The 18,787-nt window shown below is 29.6% G+C and carries 21 protein-coding genes and 2 pseudogenes; 21 read left to right on the top strand and 2 right to left on the bottom strand.

Annotated elements, in window-relative coordinates; genetic code table 11:
* The first annotated feature begins 4 nt into the window (after window positions 1-4).
* The 16 genes from minE (at window position 5) to BHW04_RS11650 (ending at window position 13,453) form a co-directional block, all read left to right on the top strand.
* A complete protein-coding gene (minE, locus tag BHW04_RS11725) occupies window positions 5-277 on the top strand; it encodes a cell division topological specificity factor MinE (protein ID WP_186835153.1) in 273 nt (90 codons plus the stop codon).
* 155 nt (window positions 278-432) lie between these two features.
* Window positions 433-1,566: a rod shape-determining protein RodA gene (gene rodA / locus BHW04_RS11720; RefSeq protein WP_302699776.1), complete on the top strand. Its 1,134-nt coding sequence runs from the start codon at window positions 433-435 to the stop codon at window positions 1,564-1,566.
* A gap of 150 nt (window positions 1,567-1,716) precedes the next feature.
* Entirely contained in the window at window positions 1,717-2,100 is a 384-nt protein-coding gene (locus BHW04_RS11715; protein ID WP_186834630.1) for a hypothetical protein, read from the top strand.
* Window position 2,101: 1 nt separating this feature from the next.
* The gene (locus BHW04_RS11710; RefSeq protein WP_302623497.1) at window positions 2,102-3,010 is read left to right on the top strand and encodes a site-2 protease family protein; all 909 of its coding nucleotides are present in this window, start codon (window positions 2,102-2,104) and stop codon (window positions 3,008-3,010) included.
* 99 nt (window positions 3,011-3,109) lie between these two features.
* Window positions 3,110-4,963: a TIGR03960 family B12-binding radical SAM protein gene (locus tag BHW04_RS11705; RefSeq protein WP_302699773.1), complete on the top strand. Its 1,854-nt coding sequence runs from the start codon at window positions 3,110-3,112 to the stop codon at window positions 4,961-4,963.
* Window positions 4,947-5,648 carry a TIGR03936 family radical SAM-associated protein gene (locus tag BHW04_RS11700; RefSeq protein ID WP_302699849.1) on the top strand — a complete coding sequence of 234 codons (702 nt, stop codon included), beginning with the start codon at window positions 4,947-4,949 and terminating at the stop codon, window positions 5,646-5,648. Before BHW04_RS11705 ends, BHW04_RS11700 begins: the two co-directional genes overlap by 17 nt.
* An 11-nt stretch (window positions 5,649-5,659) precedes the next feature.
* Window positions 5,660-7,102, top strand: a complete 1,443-nt coding sequence (locus BHW04_RS11695) for an Rne/Rng family ribonuclease (protein WP_302699771.1) — start codon at window positions 5,660-5,662, stop codon at window positions 7,100-7,102.
* A 132-nt stretch (window positions 7,103-7,234) separates the two neighbouring features.
* On the top strand, window positions 7,235-7,546 hold the full coding sequence (gene rplU / locus BHW04_RS11690) for a 50S ribosomal protein L21 (RefSeq protein WP_186834634.1): 312 nt from the start codon (window positions 7,235-7,237) through the stop codon (window positions 7,544-7,546).
* 9 nt (window positions 7,547-7,555) lie between these two features.
* The gene (locus tag BHW04_RS11685) at window positions 7,556-7,930 is read left to right on the top strand and encodes a ribosomal-processing cysteine protease Prp (RefSeq protein WP_022211814.1); all 375 of its coding nucleotides are present in this window, start codon (window positions 7,556-7,558) and stop codon (window positions 7,928-7,930) included.
* Window positions 7,931-7,934: 4 nt separating this feature from the next.
* Window positions 7,935-8,234: a 50S ribosomal protein L27 gene (gene rpmA / locus BHW04_RS11680; RefSeq protein ID WP_022211813.1), complete on the top strand. Its 300-nt coding sequence runs from the start codon at window positions 7,935-7,937 to the stop codon at window positions 8,232-8,234.
* Between the two features lie 128 nt (window positions 8,235-8,362).
* Window positions 8,363-9,649 (top strand): GTPase ObgE, encoded by a 1,287-nt coding sequence (gene obgE, locus BHW04_RS11675; protein ID WP_302623312.1) that lies wholly within the window; start codon window positions 8,363-8,365, stop codon window positions 9,647-9,649.
* A 12-nt stretch (window positions 9,650-9,661) separates the two neighbouring features.
* On the top strand, window positions 9,662-9,967 hold the full coding sequence (gene yhbY, locus BHW04_RS11670; protein ID WP_022211811.1) for a ribosome assembly RNA-binding protein YhbY: 306 nt from the start codon (window positions 9,662-9,664) through the stop codon (window positions 9,965-9,967).
* Window positions 9,968-9,971: 4 nt separating this feature from the next.
* Entirely contained in the window at window positions 9,972-10,574 is a 603-nt protein-coding gene (nadD, locus tag BHW04_RS11665; RefSeq protein WP_186834636.1) for a nicotinate-nucleotide adenylyltransferase, read from the top strand.
* A complete protein-coding gene (gene yqeK, locus BHW04_RS11660) occupies window positions 10,574-11,146 on the top strand; it encodes a bis(5'-nucleosyl)-tetraphosphatase (symmetrical) YqeK (protein WP_022211809.1) in 573 nt (190 codons plus the stop codon). Before nadD ends, yqeK begins: the two co-directional genes overlap by 1 nt.
* A 30-nt stretch (window positions 11,147-11,176) precedes the next feature.
* Complete coding sequence (locus tag BHW04_RS11655) at window positions 11,177-12,523, top strand: LCP family protein (protein ID WP_302699767.1); 1,347 nt, start codon at window positions 11,177-11,179, stop codon at window positions 12,521-12,523.
* A 24-nt stretch (window positions 12,524-12,547) separates the two neighbouring features.
* Window positions 12,548-13,453, top strand: a complete 906-nt coding sequence (locus BHW04_RS11650) for an RluA family pseudouridine synthase (RefSeq protein ID WP_022211807.1) — start codon at window positions 12,548-12,550, stop codon at window positions 13,451-13,453.
* A 40-nt stretch (window positions 13,454-13,493) separates the two neighbouring features.
* Here the strand turns inward: BHW04_RS11650 and BHW04_RS11645 are convergent, their stop codons facing one another.
* Window positions 13,494-14,813 carry a D-alanyl-D-alanine carboxypeptidase family protein gene (locus tag BHW04_RS11645; RefSeq protein ID WP_302631049.1) on the bottom strand — a complete coding sequence of 440 codons (1,320 nt, stop codon included), beginning with the start codon at window positions 14,811-14,813 and terminating at the stop codon, window positions 13,494-13,496.
* Window positions 14,814-14,912: 99 nt separating this feature from the next.
* On the opposite strand from BHW04_RS11645, the gene BHW04_RS11640 reads away from it, so the two are divergent.
* The 5 genes and pseudogenes from BHW04_RS11640 to BHW04_RS11620 all read left to right on the top strand — a co-directional run.
* Window positions 14,913-15,581: a ComEA family DNA-binding protein gene (locus tag BHW04_RS11640; protein ID WP_022211805.1), complete on the top strand. Its 669-nt coding sequence runs from the start codon at window positions 14,913-14,915 to the stop codon at window positions 15,579-15,581.
* Between the two features lie 125 nt (window positions 15,582-15,706).
* On the top strand, window positions 15,707-16,375 hold the full coding sequence (locus tag BHW04_RS11635) for a hypothetical protein (RefSeq protein ID WP_022211804.1): 669 nt from the start codon (window positions 15,707-15,709) through the stop codon (window positions 16,373-16,375).
* Between the two features lie 19 nt (window positions 16,376-16,394).
* On the top strand, window positions 16,395-16,730 hold the full coding sequence (locus BHW04_RS11630) for a hypothetical protein (protein WP_022168497.1): 336 nt from the start codon (window positions 16,395-16,397) through the stop codon (window positions 16,728-16,730).
* 37 nt (window positions 16,731-16,767) lie between these two features.
* On the top strand, window positions 16,768-18,123 hold the full coding sequence (gene rlmD, locus BHW04_RS11625; protein WP_302699764.1) for a 23S rRNA (uracil(1939)-C(5))-methyltransferase RlmD: 1,356 nt from the start codon (window positions 16,768-16,770) through the stop codon (window positions 18,121-18,123).
* Window positions 18,124-18,262: 139 nt separating this feature from the next.
* Window positions 18,263-18,379, top strand: a pseudogene (locus tag BHW04_RS11620) (type I restriction-modification system subunit M N-terminal domain-containing protein); the annotation flags it as partial.
* A gap of 160 nt (window positions 18,380-18,539) precedes the next feature.
* Here the strand turns inward: BHW04_RS11620 and BHW04_RS11615 are convergent.
* Window positions 18,540-18,787, bottom strand: a pseudogene (locus tag BHW04_RS11615) (IS4 family transposase); the annotation flags it as partial.

The following is an 18,787-nucleotide window of genomic DNA, read 5'->3' as shown; positions in this document are numbered from 1 at the left end:
AATGATGGATTTGTTAAAAATTTTTCATAATAAGACAACGACTCCTAAGGATGTAGCAAAAGATAGATTAAAATTAATACTTATTCACGATAGAGGGGATATAGACCCAGAAACTATTGACAAAATAAGAGTAGAAATATTACAAGTATTATCAAAATATATTGAGATTGATGCAGATGATGTTGAAATAGCATTAAATAGGACTGAAACAAGTGAAACAGGTAATGGACCTGCTCTTGTAGCAAATATTCCTATAAAAAATATGCGTGGAAGATAAATTTTATATACTAACAATTGTTTAAAGTAAAAAATAAAGTTCTTTAAGTTTACTTTCTTACAGAAAGCTTAAAGAACTTTTATATTTACATAAATTTTATAGAGAAAAATGGGCAATTATTATATAATAGGGTGATACATTGTGGAGGTGAAAAAATGAAGTTAATACCAAGTTTCAAAATTGATTTTAAAAAGTTTAAAGAATTAGATAAATGGATGCTTTTTTCTATTATATGTATAGTTTCATTTGGTATTCTTAATATATATTTAGCGACTAAGGGAAACTATGGTATATTTTATCCTAAAAGACAATTGATATTTTTTATAGTTGCCTTAGTTGCTTTATATTTTGTTTTAGCAACTGATTATAATACAATAAAAGGATTTACCAACTTATTTTATGGTGGATCAATAGTATTATTAGTACTAGTTTTAGTTATAGGAAAAACAGTAAATGGAGCTCAAGGATGGATAGATTTAGGAGTTATATCACTACAACCAGCAGAAATTGCTAAGGTTGCAACTATTATGATGATGGGACGAAAACTTGAAGAAATGGAAGGCAATATAAATACGGTGAAAAATTTTTTCACCTTAGCTATATATGCTGTAATTCCAGCAGCACTTATTGTTATTCAACCAGATATGGGGATGACCATGGTATTATTTTTTATGGTGTTAGGTGTTTATTTTATAGGAGGACTTGATAAAAGAGTAATACTTTATGGTCTTGGGTCAATGCTTTTAGCAGTAGTTTTATTATGGAATTCAGGACTTATTCAAGATTATCAAAAAACAAGAATAACATCATTTATGAATCCAGATACGGATACTTCAGATTCAGGATATCACTTAAGGCAATCGCTTATTGGAATAGGTTCAGGAGGATTCTTTGGAGCACATAATAGTTATAGTAATGATGGTACTGGTGGTTTTGCCTCAGAATATGTGCCAGAAGTTGAAACTGACTTCATTTTTGCTCAAATAGGAGAGCAATGGGGAACCATAGGAGCCATAATATTATTAAGTTTTTATGGTATTCTTATATCAAGAATGATAAAAATTGCGAAAAATTCCAAGGATATATTTGGTAGATGTGTATCTATTGGAATGGTGTCCTATTTCTTTTTTGCTATAACACAAAATATTGGAATGACAATAGGCCTTATGCCGATAACAGGAATCACGCTTCCATTGGTAAGCTATGGAGGAAGTTCTCTTTTAACAACAATTCTTTCTTTAGGAATTGTTTTAAATATAGGAATGAGTAAAAAGAAAATATATTTTTAGTTATAGTAAAATAGCTATGGAAAATATCCATGGCTATTTTTTATGTATAGATAAATATTTAAGAAGTATACATTCTTTATAGGTAGTAATAGAATAATTTGTTAATAAGAAAAATATAATTAGTATTGAAGTGTTATTGTGAGGTTATTTATGGGAAAGTATAATTCAGAATATAGTAAATACTATAATTCTATAACTAATAAATCAAAAGTCCAAAGGCCATATAGGAATATTAGTAATGGTTATAAGAAAAATAAGAGTAGTAATGTTTTTAGGCAATGTAGTGAATACTGTATATTTCAATGTATAGTAACATTTATTGTTTTAGTGACAGTATTAGCAATGAAGTATTCCAATAATACTAGCACTGTAGAAGCTTTTAATGTCTTTAAAGAAAATATAAGTGAAAGAAGCAGCTATTCTGAAATAATAGATGATATAAAGTATGTAAAGATTAGCGATATAAAAAGTAGAGCAGCAAAATGTTTAAAATGGATAAGAGAGAATATTAGTGAAGCACCAATAGAGAAATGATATGAAAATAAAAAAAATATTTTTAAAAGGTTTCATAAAGGTAAAGTGCAGTTTGTTATATAGATGGAATATATTGATTTTTGCAGAAATAATACTGATGTTTATCATACTTCATCTAGAACAAAAACAAAATTTGCTGATATCTTTTATATCAATACTTATACATGAATTCAGTCACATAATATTGGCAATGATGAGAGGTAGTAAATTTAATAATTTTCAAATGCATATATATGGTGCAAGAGTGGATCTGCTTGATGTAGATGAGCTAAATTATAAAGAAAAACTGCTTATATACATAGTTGGTCCCTTATCTAATATATGTATTGCTATTATATTTATACTAATAAATTATTATGTAAGATTTGAGCTATCTGAAATTATTGTAACTATTAATATAGGGTTAGCAATATTTAATTTATTGCCAGCATATCCTTTAGATGGTGCAAGAATTTTAGAGGTTATATTATCTAGGAAGATGCTATATAAAGAAGCACAGCTTAGGATAGCAGGCATAAGTTATTTTATTGGGGGAGCATTCATTGCCATCTGTTTTTATGGAGTGTATAAATATAGTTCTATTAATGTAACTATGCTGCTAGTTGCTGTTATTATCATTTATATAACGAGAACTGAAAAAAAGGCGGTTATGTATATCTTAATGGGGAATATTTATAAAAAAGTACGAAAGTTAATTAGGAACAACTATTTAGAAAATAGGGTGATTTCTGTATATTATAAATTGGGACTTGTGGATTTAATGAAGATAGTGGATAAGAATAGGTTTAATATTTTTTATGTGCTTGATGATGATTTAAAAGTAAGATTTATTATTGCAGAAGATGAACTGATAGAAGGATTAAAGATTTATGGAAACATTAGCTTAGAGGAATACTATGGTAAGAGATAAGTGTAGTAATTAGTTTCATTTAATTTAATAATATGTTAAAATGAAAAATAAAAAGAAGTACTTAGATACTTCTTTTTATTATGTATAAGGGAGGAACTTATGAATAAAATTAGTGATGATATTTTATGTAAAGTTGAAAAGCCATCAAGATATGTTGGTGGGGAGTTAAATCAAGTAATTAAAAATCCAAAAGATGTTGATATAAGATTTGCATTTTGTTTCCCAGATGTATATGAAGTTGGGATGTCTCACTTAGGTACTAGAATACTTTATCATACAATAAATTTAAGAGAAGATACATATTGTGAAAGAACTTTTGCACCATGGCCAGATATGGAAGAATTAATGAGAAAAAATAATATTCCATTATATACTTTAGAAACAAAAGATTCATTAGAGAAATTCGATATACTAGGATTTACTCTTCAATATGAAATGAGTTATACAAATATATTAAATATGCTTGATATGTCTGGAATACCATTTAGAGCTTCTGAAAGGGGAGAAGATGCTCCAATCATTATGGCTGGAGGACCTTGCGCATATAATCCTGAACCATTATGTGATATAGTAGATTTCTTTGAAATTGGTGAAGGCGAAGAAATGATGAATGATGTACTTGATGTTTATAAAAAGTATAAAGGTAAAGGGAAGAAGAAAGAATTTTTAAGAGAAATATCTAAGATAAGAGGTATATATGTACCTTCATTATATGATGTTTCCTACAATGAAGATGGAACTATCAAGGAATTTACACCTAAGTATGAAGATGTACCAGCTAAGGTACAAAAGAGAATAGTAAATAACTATGATAAGGTAGACTTCCCAGTTGATATGATTGTACCTTACACTGAAATAGTTCATGATAGAGTTGTTCTTGAAACGTTTAGAGGATGTACAAATGGATGTAGGTTCTGTCAAGCTGGTATGATTTATAGACCAGTAAGAGAAAAGACCAGAGATACACTTATAAAACAAGCAAGAGATGCTGTGAAAGCCACTGGATACCAAGAAATTTCTTTATCTTCATTAAGTACATGTGATTATTCTGATATACAAAAGCTTATCACTGAATTAGTGGCTGAGCATGAAGGAAATAAAGTAGGTATAGCTCTTCCATCAATAAGAGTTGATGCTTTCTCAGTTGATTTAATAAAAGAAATTCAAAAAGTAAGAAAGAGTGGACTTACATTTGCGCCAGAAGCCGGTTCCCAAAGAATGAGAGATGTAATCAATAAGGGATTAACAGAAGAAAGAATATTAGAAGCGGCTAAGAGTGCTTTTGAATCAGGTTGGAGTACAATTAAGTTATACTTTATAATAGGACTTCCATATGAAACATTAGAAGATGCAGTAGGTATTGCTGAGCTTTCAGATAAGATAGCAGAAGTATACTATAGCATAGCAAAAGAACAAAGAGCTAAGGGGTTAAAGATAACAGCAAGTTCATCAATATTAGTACCAAAGCCATTTACACCGTTCCAATGGGCTCCAATGGAAAGACCAGAAGTTGTAACTGAAAGAATAAAAGCTATCAAATATGCTATTAAGAGCAAGGCTGTAAGCTATAAGTACCACCACCAAGATACATCTCTTATGGAAGCGGTATTTGCTAGAGGAGATAGAAGAACTTGTGCAGCTCTAATTAAGGCTTTTGAAAAGGGAGCTAAGTTTGATGGGTGGTCAGAATACTTCAGTATGGATATTTGGAATGAAGCAATGGCAGAATGTAATATAGATCCAGAGTTCTATGTATATAGAGAAAGAAGTTATGATGAAATATTACCATGGGATTTCATAGATATAGGTGTAAACAGAAAATATCTTGAAAGAGAAAATGAAAAAGCAAAGGTTGCAGCAACTACAAGAAACTGTAGAGAAGGCTGTACTGGATGTGGAATCAATGTAAACTTTAAGGAAGGGAAGTGTTTTGAAGGTGCGATACTTAATTAAATTTTCTAAAGGTGAAGGTATAAAGTTTATCTCTCACTTGGATTTAATGAGAACTATTCAAAGAATAATAAGAAGATCACAAGTTCCAATAGAATATTCTAAAGGATTCAATCCTCATATGGCACTATCTTTAGCACAACCTCTTTCAGTAGGTGTTTATTCTGATGGGGAATACATGGATATAGTATTAACTGAAAAGATGCAAGTAGATGATATTTTAGCAAGATTAAATGAGGCAGCTCCACCAACAATCAGATTTTTTGAAGCTACTCCAATTGAAATTGTAGAAAATGTTAAGAGAGTACCACAAGCCATGGCACTTTTAGATGCAGGGAGATACATAATTAAATTAAAGTTAGTTAATGAAGAAAAAGTTGAGGAAAAAATGGCTTCACTTTTAAATGAAAATGCTTGGGAAACTTTAAAGAAAAGCAAAAAAGGGGAAAAGATGGCTGATATAAAGCCTTTAGTTAAAGAGTTAAAGTATTGGGTTAAAGATGGAGAATTAGTTATCAATGCATTGATTGCTACAGGAAGCAGAGAAAATCTATCAGCTGATCTTTTAGCAAGATTTATAACAAGCAAGATAGAAAATGTAAATACAGAATCATTTGTTAGTGTAAAAAGAGAAGAAATGTACGTATTAAAAGATAATAAGTATGTACCATTATTTAAAGCTCTTTAGGATGTGTGTATATGAGAGAAGTTTTTGTTGAAAGTAGAGAAAAGCAGATTAGAGTTGCTGTAAAACAAAATGGTGAACTTGTTCAATGTATAGTTGAAGAAGAAACATCAAAGCCACAGATAGGTGAGATTTATAAAGGACGAATTAAAAATATAGTGCCTGCTATAAATTCTATTTTTGTAGATATTGGCCTGGAGAAAGAAGCTTATATGTATTATAGTGATGAGCTTAAAAGAATGAATATAAAAAAAGGGCAGGATATCTTAATAGAAGTGGTTAAAGAGCCTTTATGTGATAAAGGTGCCAAAGTAACTCATAAGATATCAATAGCAGGAAAAAATCTAGTTTTAATCATGGGAGATGAAGGATTAAGTTTGTCTAAAAGAATTGAAGATGTAATAGATAGACAGAGACTTACTTCAATTATTAAGCCTATTAAAGATGTTGGCATAGTATTAAGGACAGAATCTGTAAAGGCTACAGAAGAAGAACTTTTAAAAGAGCTTGCAATCTTACTAGAAAAGAAAGATGCTATGGAAAGAAAGCTTAAATATTCAACTAATTTAGGCAAACTTCAAAGTAATACTATTTTAAAGAAGTTTTTCGAAGAAATAGAGAATAAGAAAACTAAGGTATTCTTTGATAATGAAGAATATTTAAACAATATAAGTGAAATATTAAAAGATAAAGAGCATATACAGTTATCTTTATATGGTGAAAAAAGAAGTTTATTTGATTTCTATGGCATTGAAAAGGAAATATTAAAATTACGTCATAAAAAAGTTAATTTACCTTGCGGTGGATATATAATAATTGACAAGACAGAGGCTATGTATGTTATAGATGTAAATAGTGGAAAGAATATCAAGGGTCGTGACTTTTCTAAAACTATATTTCAAACTAATTTAGAAGCAGCTAGAGAGTGTGGAAGGCAAATTAAACTGAGAAATTTAAGTGGTATTATTTTAATTGATTTTATAGATTTAAGAGAAGATTATCAAAAACCTAAAATAATAGAAGAATTACGTAAGGCTTTAAAAGAAGATAAAGGTAACGTTAAGGTATATCCTTTTACAGAGCTTGGGCTTATACAGGTTTCAAGAAAAAGAAAAGGAAAATCAATTTATGAATATTTAGAAGAACCTTGTAAAGTATGCAAAAGCAATGGATTTTTACTAAAAAGATCATATATTGAAAATCTTATTAGAAATGAAATTATCAAATGCTCTAGAGAAAACTCAATAAAGGATTTTTATATTGAGATAGATAAGAATTATGAACATGATATTACTGGGGATTTATTTAATTTTATAAAAAATATTGAAGGTTTAGATAAAGAAATTTATTTAAACTTTGCATATGATATTGAAGGTTATAAAATAGAGCCACTTATCTTTTCGAATCAAAAAGATAATTACCAACATTACAAGATAAAAACTATTGAGAAAGTATGATAAATTTCTTTACAAGATGTATAAATTTGTGATAGAATGTCATTTGTAGACCGCACGTAACAGGTTTTAAGTAAAACAAAGTTAAATCTTTGTACCTGCAGAGGCGAGACCGTATTTAGAGGAGGTGTTTTAATGTACGCAGTATTAGTTACAGGTGGAAAGCAATTTAGAGTTCAAGAAGGAGACGTAATATACGTTGAAAAATTAAACGCTGAAGTAGATTCTACAGTTGAATTAACAGAAGTTTTAGCTGTTTCTAACGGAGAAACTTTAAAAGTTGGAACTCCAGTTGTTGAAGGAGCTAAGGTTGTAGCAAAAGTTGCAGCTCAAGGTAAAGCTAAGAAAATAACAGTTTTCAAGTATAAACCAAAGAAGGATTACAGAAAGAAAACTGGACACAGACAACCATACACTAAGTTAGTTATCGAAAAAATCGAAGCTTAATTTTAAGTTATGATTAAGGTTGTTAGTTTTAAACGCAATAGTTTATCAATCGGATTTAAGATTGAAGGCCATGCTTTATCAAGAAAAGAAATGGAAAACACCATTGGTGATGCGTACGATATGATATGCAACTCTGTTTCAGTATTATCTCAAGGTATCTTAATTGGTATGGTAGAAGTGCTTAAACTTCCTGTAAAGTATGAGATAAATGATGGTTTTTTATCATTAGATTTATCTACTCTTAATGAAGAAATGATAATGCAAGGACAAACTTTACTTTTAACATTTGAAAAAAGTATTGAAAGTGTAATTATGTCTCTTGATGCAAGTTTAGGGAAAAATAAACGGAATAAATATATAAAATTTATGTACGAGGAGGTGTAAATATATGTTAATGATTAACCTTCAATTATTTGCCCACAAAAAAGGGGTAGGTAGCTCAAAGAACGGTAGAGATTCTGAATCTAAAAGATTAGGTGCTAAAGCTGCAGACGGAGAATTCGTTTTAGCTGGAAACATCCTTTATAGACAAAGAGGAACTAAAATCCACCCAGGTGTTAACGTAGGAAGAGGTGGAGATGATACTCTATTTGCTACAGTAGACGGAATTGTTAAATTCGAAAGAATGGGAAGAGACAAGAAAAAAGTTTCTGTGTACCCAGTACAAGTTGAAGAAATAGCAGAATAATTTTTATAATAAAAGCACCCATATGGGTGCTTTTATTACTATACAGAATAATTTAAATAGCTTGTTGTGGGAATAATAAATAAAAAGTTTTGTTATTTCTGAAAATAATAACGATTGGAGGAAAAGAGATGTTTATAGATAGAGCCAAGATATACGTTAAGTCTGGAAATGGTGGAAATGGTGCTGTAACTTTTAGAAGAGAAAAGTATGTTCCACTTGGAGGTCCAGATGGTGGAGATGGTGGAAAAGGTGGAAGTGTAAAGTTTATAGTAGATACAGGGCTAACTACACTTTTAGACTTTAAATATAAAAAGAAATTCGTAGCAGCTGATGGTGGAAACGGTCAAGGCTCAAAATGTTACGGAAAAGACGGAGAGGATCTTGTTATTAAAGTACCAATGGGAACAATAATAAGAGAAGCTGAATCAAACAAAATCATTGTAGATTTATCACATAAAGATGATGAATTTGTTTTAGCTAGAGGTGGTAAAGGTGGTAAAGGAAATTGTAAATTCTGTACACCTACAAGACAGGCACCACACTTTGCTGAACCAGGAATGCCAGGTGAAGAGTTTAATTTAATATTAGAATTAAAATTATTAGCTGACGTTGGTTTAGTTGGATTCCCTAATGTAGGTAAATCAACGTTATTATCAACAGTAACAGCTGCTAAGCCAAAGATAGCTAACTATCACTTTACAACATTAAAGCCAAATTTAGGTGTTGTTAAAGCTGAAGGAATGAATGCTTTTGTTATGGCTGATATTCCAGGTATAATTGAAGGGGCTGCCGAAGGTGTTGGTTTAGGATTAGCGTTTTTAAGACATATAGAAAGAACTAGACTTCTTATACATGTTGTTGATATTTCAGGAGTTGAAGGAAGAGATGCTTTTGAAGATTTCGTGAAAATTAATGAAGAGCTTAAGAAGTATTCAGTTAAGCTTTGGGATAGACCACAAATAGTAGTAGCTAATAAGGCTGATATGTTATATGATGAATCAATATTTGAGGACTTTAAGAAAAAAGTTAATGAATTAGGATTTGATAAGGTTTATAAGATGTCTGCAGCTACTAAGTTAGGTGTAGAAGAAGTAATAAAAGAAGCTGGAAGAATGCTTACAGAAATTCCATTTGCAGATTTAGAAATTACTGATGAAGAAAGATATATCCCAGAAGAAAAGAAATTCACATATGAAATTAATGTTGAACATGGTGAAGAGTGCGATACATATTATGTTTCAGGCTCATTTGTAGATAGATTATTAGCTTCAGTTAATATCCATGATGCAGATTCGTTAAGATACTTCCATAAAGTTCTTAACAATAAAGGTGTATTCAACGAATTAAGAGAAATGGGAATTAAAGACGGAGATATGGTTAGCTTAAATGACTTTGAATTTGAGTATATTTTATAGGAGGATTAAAATATGATAACGAGTAAACAAAGAGCATATTTAAGAGGGTTAGCGAATACTATGCAACCAATATTCCAAATTGGAAAAGGTGGAATAGAAGAAGCTTTCTTAAAGCAAATTGAAGATGCATTAGAAAAAAGAGAGTTAATAAAGATAAAGGTTTTAGAAAACAGCGGATTAGATGCAAGAGAAGCATCAAATGAAATCTGTGAAGCAATAGGATGCGAAGGAATTCAAGCTATTGGAAGTAAGATAGTATTATTTAAGCAATCAAAGAAAAAGCCAACAATAGAATTACCTGTAGCAAGAAAGAAGTAAGACTATGAAGAAGTATGGTATAATGGGAGGAACTTTTAATCCTATTCATTTAGCACATTTATATATTGCTTATGAAGCAAAAGAGCAATTGAATTTAGATAAAGTTATATTTATGCCAGCTGGAAATCCACCTCATAAAAAGGATACAATAATTGATGCAAAATTTAGATATGAGATGGTAAGAAGAGCTATAGAAGGTTATGAAGGATTTGAAATTAATTCTTATGAAATAGAGAAAAACGGATATAGTTATACTTATGAAACTTTGAATGTACTTAAAGAAGTAAATCTTAAGCTATACTTTATAGCTGGAGCTGATTCTTTAATGGATATTGAAAAGTGGAAAAATACTAAAGAAGTATTAAATAATTGTACCTTTGTAGTATTTAATAGAGGGGAATTTAATAGAGAAACATTAAAAAGTCAAAAGGAATATCTAGAAAATAAATATCAAGCAGAAATAGTACTGCTTGATATTATGTCTATAGATATTTCTTCAACTATAATAAGAAAAAGAATCAAGGAAGAAAAGAGGGTAGACTTCTTCCTTCCTAATAAAGTTTTGGAATATATAAATTATAATAATCTTTATAGGGGGACTAATTAATGAAAAATATTGAATTCATGAAAGAGTATTTGGAAGAAAATCTGGTAAAGGGAAGATATCTACATACTTTAGGTGTAGTTGAAACAGCAAAGGATTTAGCTAAAAGATACGGAGTAGATATTAAAAAGGCTGAAATAGCAGCTTTAGCCCATGATATAGCAAAAAATTTATCTTCGGAGCAATTATTAAAAATTATAGAGGCAAATAATATTACATTAAGTGTAGATGAAAAAAATACTAGAGAGTTATGGCATTCTATTGTAGGGCCAATAGTAGCTAGAGAACGCTTTGGAATAGTAGATGAAGAAATATTAAGTGCCATAAGATGGCACACTACTGGAAAAGAAAATATGTCAAAGCTTGATAAAATAATATATTTGGCGGATATGATTGAACCATCAAGAGATTTTTCAATGGTAGAAGAATTAAGAAATGATAGCAAAGATGATTTAGATAAAGCTATGCTAAATGCTTTAACTTATACAATAAAATATTTACTTGAAAAGGGCTGTTTAATTGATGTTAATACAGTGAAAGCAAGAAATTATTTATTGTATAATAATTATAAATAGATATATAAAATTATTTGTGAGGTAATTGGTATGGCTACACATAAAGATGATAAAAAAAGTGATAATGTCGCGAAGAAAAAGAGACTTAATGCTTCGGTGATTAGTAAGGCTGAAAGAGTACAAATGGAAAAAAGGAAAGAAGCTAGAAGAAAAGCAAAGAAAAAAGCTCAAAGAAAAAGAGCAGTAGCTTCTTTTGTAATATTAATTTTTTTACTGATAGCATTTACCGCAATATATGCTTTATCATTTATTTTTGGGCTAAAGACAGATAATCTTGGAGGTGGAAAAGCACCAGCTAAAAATGAATCATTAAACATATTAGTGGTAGGTATGGATATAGGAGATATTGATCAAGAAGGCAATGCTGGACTTAGAAGAACAGATACAATGATGGTATTTAATTATAATCCTATTACTGATGTTGTTAATATTGTGTCAATACCAAGGGATACACTTATAGAAGTAGAAGATGCCTATGATTCTGAAGGGAATTACATTCCTTATTGGAAAATAAATGCTGCTTATGCTTTAGGCGGCGAAGATGAACTTGTGATGCAGGTGAAAAAATTATTAGAAATAGATGTGAACTACATTGTTGAAATAGATTATAAGGCATTTAGGAGCATAATAGACGCCATTGGTGGAATAGAGATGTATATAGATAGAAATATGGATTATGATGATGATGCACAAAATCTTCATATTCATTTTAAAGAAGGTGAGACAGTTCTTTTAGATGGTGAAAAATCTGAAGAATTTATCAGATGGAGAAAGAATAATGATGGTAGTGGATTTGTTGATGGAGATTTAGGAAGAATATCAAATCAACAAAGATTCATGCAAGCTGTATTTAAGAAGATGATGAATCCTTTAATTTTACTAGATTTGCCAGATATTATGAATGCTGTAAAATCTAATGTAGTAACGAATATGAGTGGTAGTCAGATAATTAATTATGCTTTAAAGATTGTAAAGAATTCAGGAATAAGTATGCATACATTACAAGGGTATGATGAAAAAATATATGGACAATCATTTTTAGTTGTTGAAAAAAGTTATAATACAGATATATTAGACGCCCTTAAGTCAGGTGCATCTGTATCTTCTGTGGATAGAACTGGATATAACATTTTAGTTTTAAATGGAACTAATACTAATGGATTAGCAGGGAATTTTAGAAGCGACCTTCAGAAAATAGGATATGTAAATGTTACTATAGATAATGCAGAGTCAACGGATAAATCTATTATAATGTGTAAAGACAGTAAACTTAGAGATATATTAAAAAGTGATACAGGCATAGGTAAAACAAGTAAGGATATAAGTAATTATCCTGAATATGATGCAGTTATAATTTTAGGTGAAGACTATAATTAATTTATATTATGATGGAGGAGTTTAATGAGCACTTTAGAAGAAAAAGTAGATAAGAGATTTGAAGGAAGAAAGATAAGGGAATTCTTAAAGGAAAAGATGGGATTATCATCAAGGCTCATAAAAGGTGCATCAATTGACAAGAGGATATTAGTAAATAATACTCCTGTTAAGATGAACTATATGTTAAAAGAAAATGATGAAATTGTAATAAATTTAGCCAAAAAGGAAAGTCAAAATATCGCTCCAGAAAAGATAAATCTTGATATAGTATATGAAGATAAAGATATCATAGTTATAAATAAAGCACCTAATATGGTGGTACATCCAACTAAAAGGTATCAAAGTGGAACCCTTGCCAATGGGTTATTATATTACTTTAAAGAAAGTAAGCAAGATTGTATAGTAAGGCTAGTAAGCAGATTGGATATGGATACATCAGGTCTTATAATAGTGGCAAAGAACCAGTATGCTCATAGCGAGCTATCTAATCAAATGCAAAACAATAATGTAGAAAAACGATATCTAGCTTTAGTTCATGGCAATTTTACAGAAAAGGAAGGAACAATAGACCTTCCTATATATAGACCAGAAATCGAAGGAGTTATGGCGAGAGTCGTAGATAAAAGAGGTCAAAGAAGTGTAACTCATTATAGAGTAATAGAAAGCTATAAAGATGCTGAACTTGTTGAATGTCTATTAGAAACTGGTAGAACACATCAAATTAGAGTTCATATGAAAGCAATGGGTCATCCAATTTATGGGGATACTTTATATGGTGATACAGATGATAGTGCTTTAATTTGTAGGCAGGCTTTACATGCCTATAAATTAAAATTTCAATCTCCAAGAACAAAAGAGGAATTAGCATTAACAGCAAACCTTCCAGCAGATATAGAAAAATTAATAGTAAGCTTAAAAAAAGCAAAATAAACGAGTCCAATTTTGGACTCATTTATTTTGCTTGGAAATATTAAAATCTATGTTTTCTCCTTATTCTTCTTCTGCGTTTATTGTAACGAATTTTTCTTTTTATATTGAAATAAATTATTATTAAAATAATAAATATAGAAACTATGCTAGGAATAAAGAATTTGTTTGAAGATATACTGTTTACTGTTTCTTCTGCCTTGACAGAAGTAGTGTAAGTTCTTGACCCTGCACTTATCAAGTTAACATTAGTATAGGTACTTCCATTTACTAAAAGTGAAGCATTTTCAAATAATATGTCTCCTTCACTAATAGTTTGAGTAGAATAATCTTTCTTGGCGTAATTAACAGTTATAGAAGGATATAGATTATCAGTTGATAAGAAAGTATAATATATATCTCTGTCACTTGTTAATGGAATAGTAACATCATCATTAATTACATAATTATCTAAAATGTCGCCTATAGACACTATTTTTTTTGTAATAAAGTTTTCAAAGCCCCACTCAAATAGAGGACCAACGCTTTCATAATGTTCAGCCTTATTATTTGCATTTAAAAAAGCAGCAATTAAATATTGAGAATCCTTTTTTGCAGCTGCCACATAAGTATGATTTGCTTCATCAGTCCAGCCAGTTTTCCCTGTAAATATATAATCATAAACATATTCAGGATAGTTATATTTTGCATAACTTGAGTAAGGTGAACAATTATTACCATTTATTGCCCAACGTTCACTACCATCTGTATAAGGGTGATTTTTGTAATAATATTCATCAATTTGTGATATTCTAACAAAATCATTATATTCAGCTGCATATTGTAATATTAAAGCTAAGTCGTGAGCAGTAGTAAGATGTCCTTCTTCATGTAAACCACTTGGATTTTTAAATGTAGTATTTACAGCACCAATTTCATGGGCTTTTCTTGTCATCATTTGAGCAAAATTTTCTATTGAACCTCCTACATGTTCAGCAAGTGCTTCAGCAGCATCATTAGCTGATGGTAATAAAAGTCCAATAAGTAATTCCTCTATAGTGTAAACTTCACCTTCTTGAAGTCCCATAGAACTTCCATCGGCATAAGGAGGATTTTCTCCAATGGTAACTTGTTCATTAAGTGAGCAGTTTTCTAAAGTAATTATTGCTGTCATTACTTTTGTTGTAGATGCTGGTTCAAATTGAACATCTGAATTTTTTTCATAGAGAATATCTCCAGTATATCCATCTATTAAGCACACACCCTGTGCATTTAATTTAGGTACTTCACTAACATAAGCATTAGCATTTATCATGCATATATTCAAAATTAAAATAACAAAAATAAAAAGTGAAGTAATTATTTTTTTTGTATAGTTCCCCATAAGTATCTCCCATGTATGTTTTTATTCTTTTTCATTAAAATTCAGATTAAATTTAATATATATGTTAATAATTATATATTATGAAAAAGGTGGGAGAAAATGATTGACTTAAAAAATAAAAAAATTATAGGGTTAGTTATAATAACCATTATTATTTTTATTGTTTCAATATTTTTATATAAACAAAAAAGTAGTAATGCTTTCAAGGAAGAATATATGACGGAAATATTTGAGGAAGAAAGTAATGATAACATGGAATATACCGAAACATTAGAAGAAGATACCACTATTATCAATGAAGATAGTATAGACAGAAATAAAATAATTGTTGAAATAAAAGGAGAAGTTGCAAAGCCAGATGTTTATCAGTTAGAAGAAGGAAGTATTATTAAGGATTTAATTGATATGGCAGGTGGAGTTACAGAGGAAGCAGATTTGAGCAGAATTAACAGAGCAGAGGAACTTCTAAATCATGAACTTATTATTATTGGTAATATTAATGATGAGACAGAAAGTAGTGTAGTTCAAAATAATAGTACATATAGTAGTAACGGTAATAATAGCGATAAAGTTAGCACATTAATAAATATAAATACAGCAGATTTAGAACAACTTAAGGAGATAACAGGAATTGGTAATATAAAAGCACAAAGCATAATTGATTATAGAGAAGCTAATGGAGGTTTCAAATCTTTAGAGGAATTAAAAAATGTTGATGGAATAGGTGATAAGACTTTTGAAAAGATAAAAGAGCAAATAACTTTATAAGTATTTGACATATGAATTTTATTTAAAGATTAGTGCTAAAACTTTAAAATAACTTTTTGAAATGTTATAATATATTGGATTTAAGAAATCATAAAAACTTTTATCGATGGAAGAAGAGGTAATTTATGAATAAAAAGAGAATTTCAATTATTTTAAGCGGATTATTAATGATGACTATGGTATCATGTACTAATAAAGATAATATTAGTATTTCATTAGAGGATAATAAAGCTAGAGTTATAGAAAATATACAAGCTGAAGGTACATGGGCAACTGATTACTCTAGAAATGAAGTTCAAAATTTACATGAAGAAATATTACACAGAATAGAAGATATATGTACTATACTAGAAGTACAAGATGAATATAGTTTACATGAAGAAGTTAAAGATGAAAATGGAACAACTGTAAATAGAAATGGTCTATATTTAGAAATACCAGAACCAGAAAGCAACAGAATAGAAAGTATGACATATGAATTAGTTCAATATGGAAATGATTTATCTTCTGGTAAGCTGGTATTAAAAATTGGATTTAACCTTGATAATAAAGCAATAAAAGAAGAAGGAGAATTCAAATTTGAAAATACAGCTATAAAAGCTTTCTCAGAAGCCTTTACAGGGGAAGAGAATAGGGATTATACTGAATTAAATAAAGAAATATATGATATAATCACTAATAGTTCAGGAGTAAATAAAATTGAAAATAAACTTGATGGATTATCAGAAACAATAACTATAACAGATGATTATTTAATTTATACATTAGAAAGTAAAGAGTATAACTTTAAATAAAAAATGGAGGAGATAATAAATGAATAATAAAGATGAATTTGAAAATTTAGAGGAAAATATTGAAGAAGGGACATCAGAAGAAATAGTAGTAGATACTGTTTTAAAAGAAGATGGAAAAGTAATTAGGTTTATTAAAAATATTTTAAGTGGTATTGTAGACCAAATAGTGGCAGTGGTTATTGCGTTAATATTATATTTAGCAATTTCGTTAATATTTAAGGTTGCAGGTTATAAAATAGTTATGAGAGAGGAAATGTTCCTTATTGTGTTTATTGTAAGTAATGTGTTATATTATCCTTTAGTACAAGAATTTTTAGGCGGTAAAACATTAGGAAGAAAATTTGTATTAAGATAATATGCTTATGATGAATAAATATAAATAGGAGTGGACTATGAAAAGAGGAAGCCAAGTTACAATAAAAATTGAAAAGACAGAATTTCCTTCTGTTGGGATAAGTGAATTTGAAGGTAAAAAATTATATATTAAAGGGGCTTTCCCAGGTCAAACTGTAAAAGGAACTGTAAAGAAAAAAAGAGATACATATGCAGATGTTAAACTTGTAGAAGTTTTAGAAAAAGCACCATATGAAATAGAGGCACCATGTCCTCATTTTGGTGTTTGTGGAGGGTGTAGCTCTCAAAACTTAACTTATGAAAAACAATTAGAGTTATTGAGTGATGAAGTATGTGAGCTATTTGAAGATAAAGATATCCCAATGGGAATGTATCTTGGAGTTAAAGGTAGCGAAAATACTTGGGAATATAGAAATAAGATGGAATTCACTTTTGGTGATTTAGAAAAAGGTGGGGAACTTACTTTAGGTATGCATATGAAAGGTAAATCTTTTGGTGTGCTAACAGTTGATAACTGTATGATAGTTGATGAAGACTTTAGAAAAGTTCTTACTGTTACAGTAGAGTATTTTAGAAAGCAAAATCTTCCTTATTATAGAGTAATGAAGAGAGAAGGATACTTAAGACACCTTGTAGTTAGAAAAGCGTCTAACACTGGAGAACTTATGGTTAATTTAGTAACAACTACCCAAATAGATTTTGACTTAAGTGGATATACAGAACTTTTAAAATCACAAACTTATAAAGGAAAATTAGTATCAGTATTACACACTGAAAATGATTCATTCTCAGATGCAGTAGTACCTGAAAAAGTTAATATACTATATGGTAGAGATTATATAATAGAAGAATTACTAGATCTTAAATTTAAGATATCACCATTTTCATTCTTTCAAACTAACTCTAGAGGAGCAGAATCTCTTTATAGTATAGTAAGGGATTTCATGGGGAATGGGGACAATAAAGTTGTGTTTGACCTTTACTGTGGAACAGGAACTATCGGGCAAATAGCAGCACCTAATGCTAAAAAGGTTATTGGGCTTGAACTTATTGAAGAAGCTGTTGAAGCAGCAAAAGAAAATGCTAAGCTAAATGGTTTAGATAACTGTGAATTTATTGCTGGTGATGTTGCAGAAACAATTAAGCAAGTTAAAGTTAAACCAGACATAATAATTTTAGATCCACCAAGAAGTGGTGTATCTCCAAAAGCCTTAGATTACGTAATTAAATTTAATGCAAAAGAAATAATCTATGTTTCATGTAATCCAAAAACAATGGTAGATAACTTAGAAACTCTACTAGCAGCAGGTTACAAAGTAGAAAAGAGTAAAGTTAAGGACATGTTCCCAAATACTCCTCACGCTGAGACAGTTGTAAGGCTTATTAAGAAATAGCCTGGCATCAAAGGTTTAGCGGGATTTTAGAAAAATTAATAGTGTGTTTTATATTCCCTAAGGCTATAGTCTTGGGGAATTTTTGCGTTAGGGGGTTTAATAATTACACGAAAGTAAAGTATATTGTAGCTCATTATGGAAAAGTTGTGACGAACTTAGAGGGGGGATGGATGCATCTCAATATAAAGATTATATATTAACACTGCTTTTCGTGAAGTATGTAACAGATAAAAGTAAAGTAGTAAATAAACTGTAAATTCTAACTTTCTTTCCTTTAATATTTTTAGTTGCACTTAATAATTTATTCTTTTTATCTTTAGTGCAAGATGTACCAAGTGAAATTATATAAGAATATGCTATACAAACACAAAAGTATAACATCTTTGCATAGTGAATGTCAGTACTCCAAGTACTTTCTAAACTAAATCCATTATTTTTAAAATCTCTAAACATTTCTTAGATATCAAATCTTTTTTGTATTCCCTTATTGCATAAGGTTCGGAAAGGTTATTAGCAATAAACCATACATCTTCAGCATCTTGAGCTTTACATACAGCCATATTACAAATATATTCTTGTGCTGTTAATTTAATATTATAAAAATATTTTGTAGACCACTTTGTTGGAATTATATCATCTAATTTTTTAATTTTACTTTTACCTA

Origin of the sequence: Clostridium sp. 29_15 (genome assembly GCF_001916075.1) — a bacterium.
Lineage (GTDB): Bacteria > Bacillota > Clostridia > Clostridiales > Clostridiaceae > Clostridium > Clostridium lentum.
Note: the sequence above shows the minus strand (reverse complement) of the source record. Positions and strands in the feature narration are given on the sequence as shown.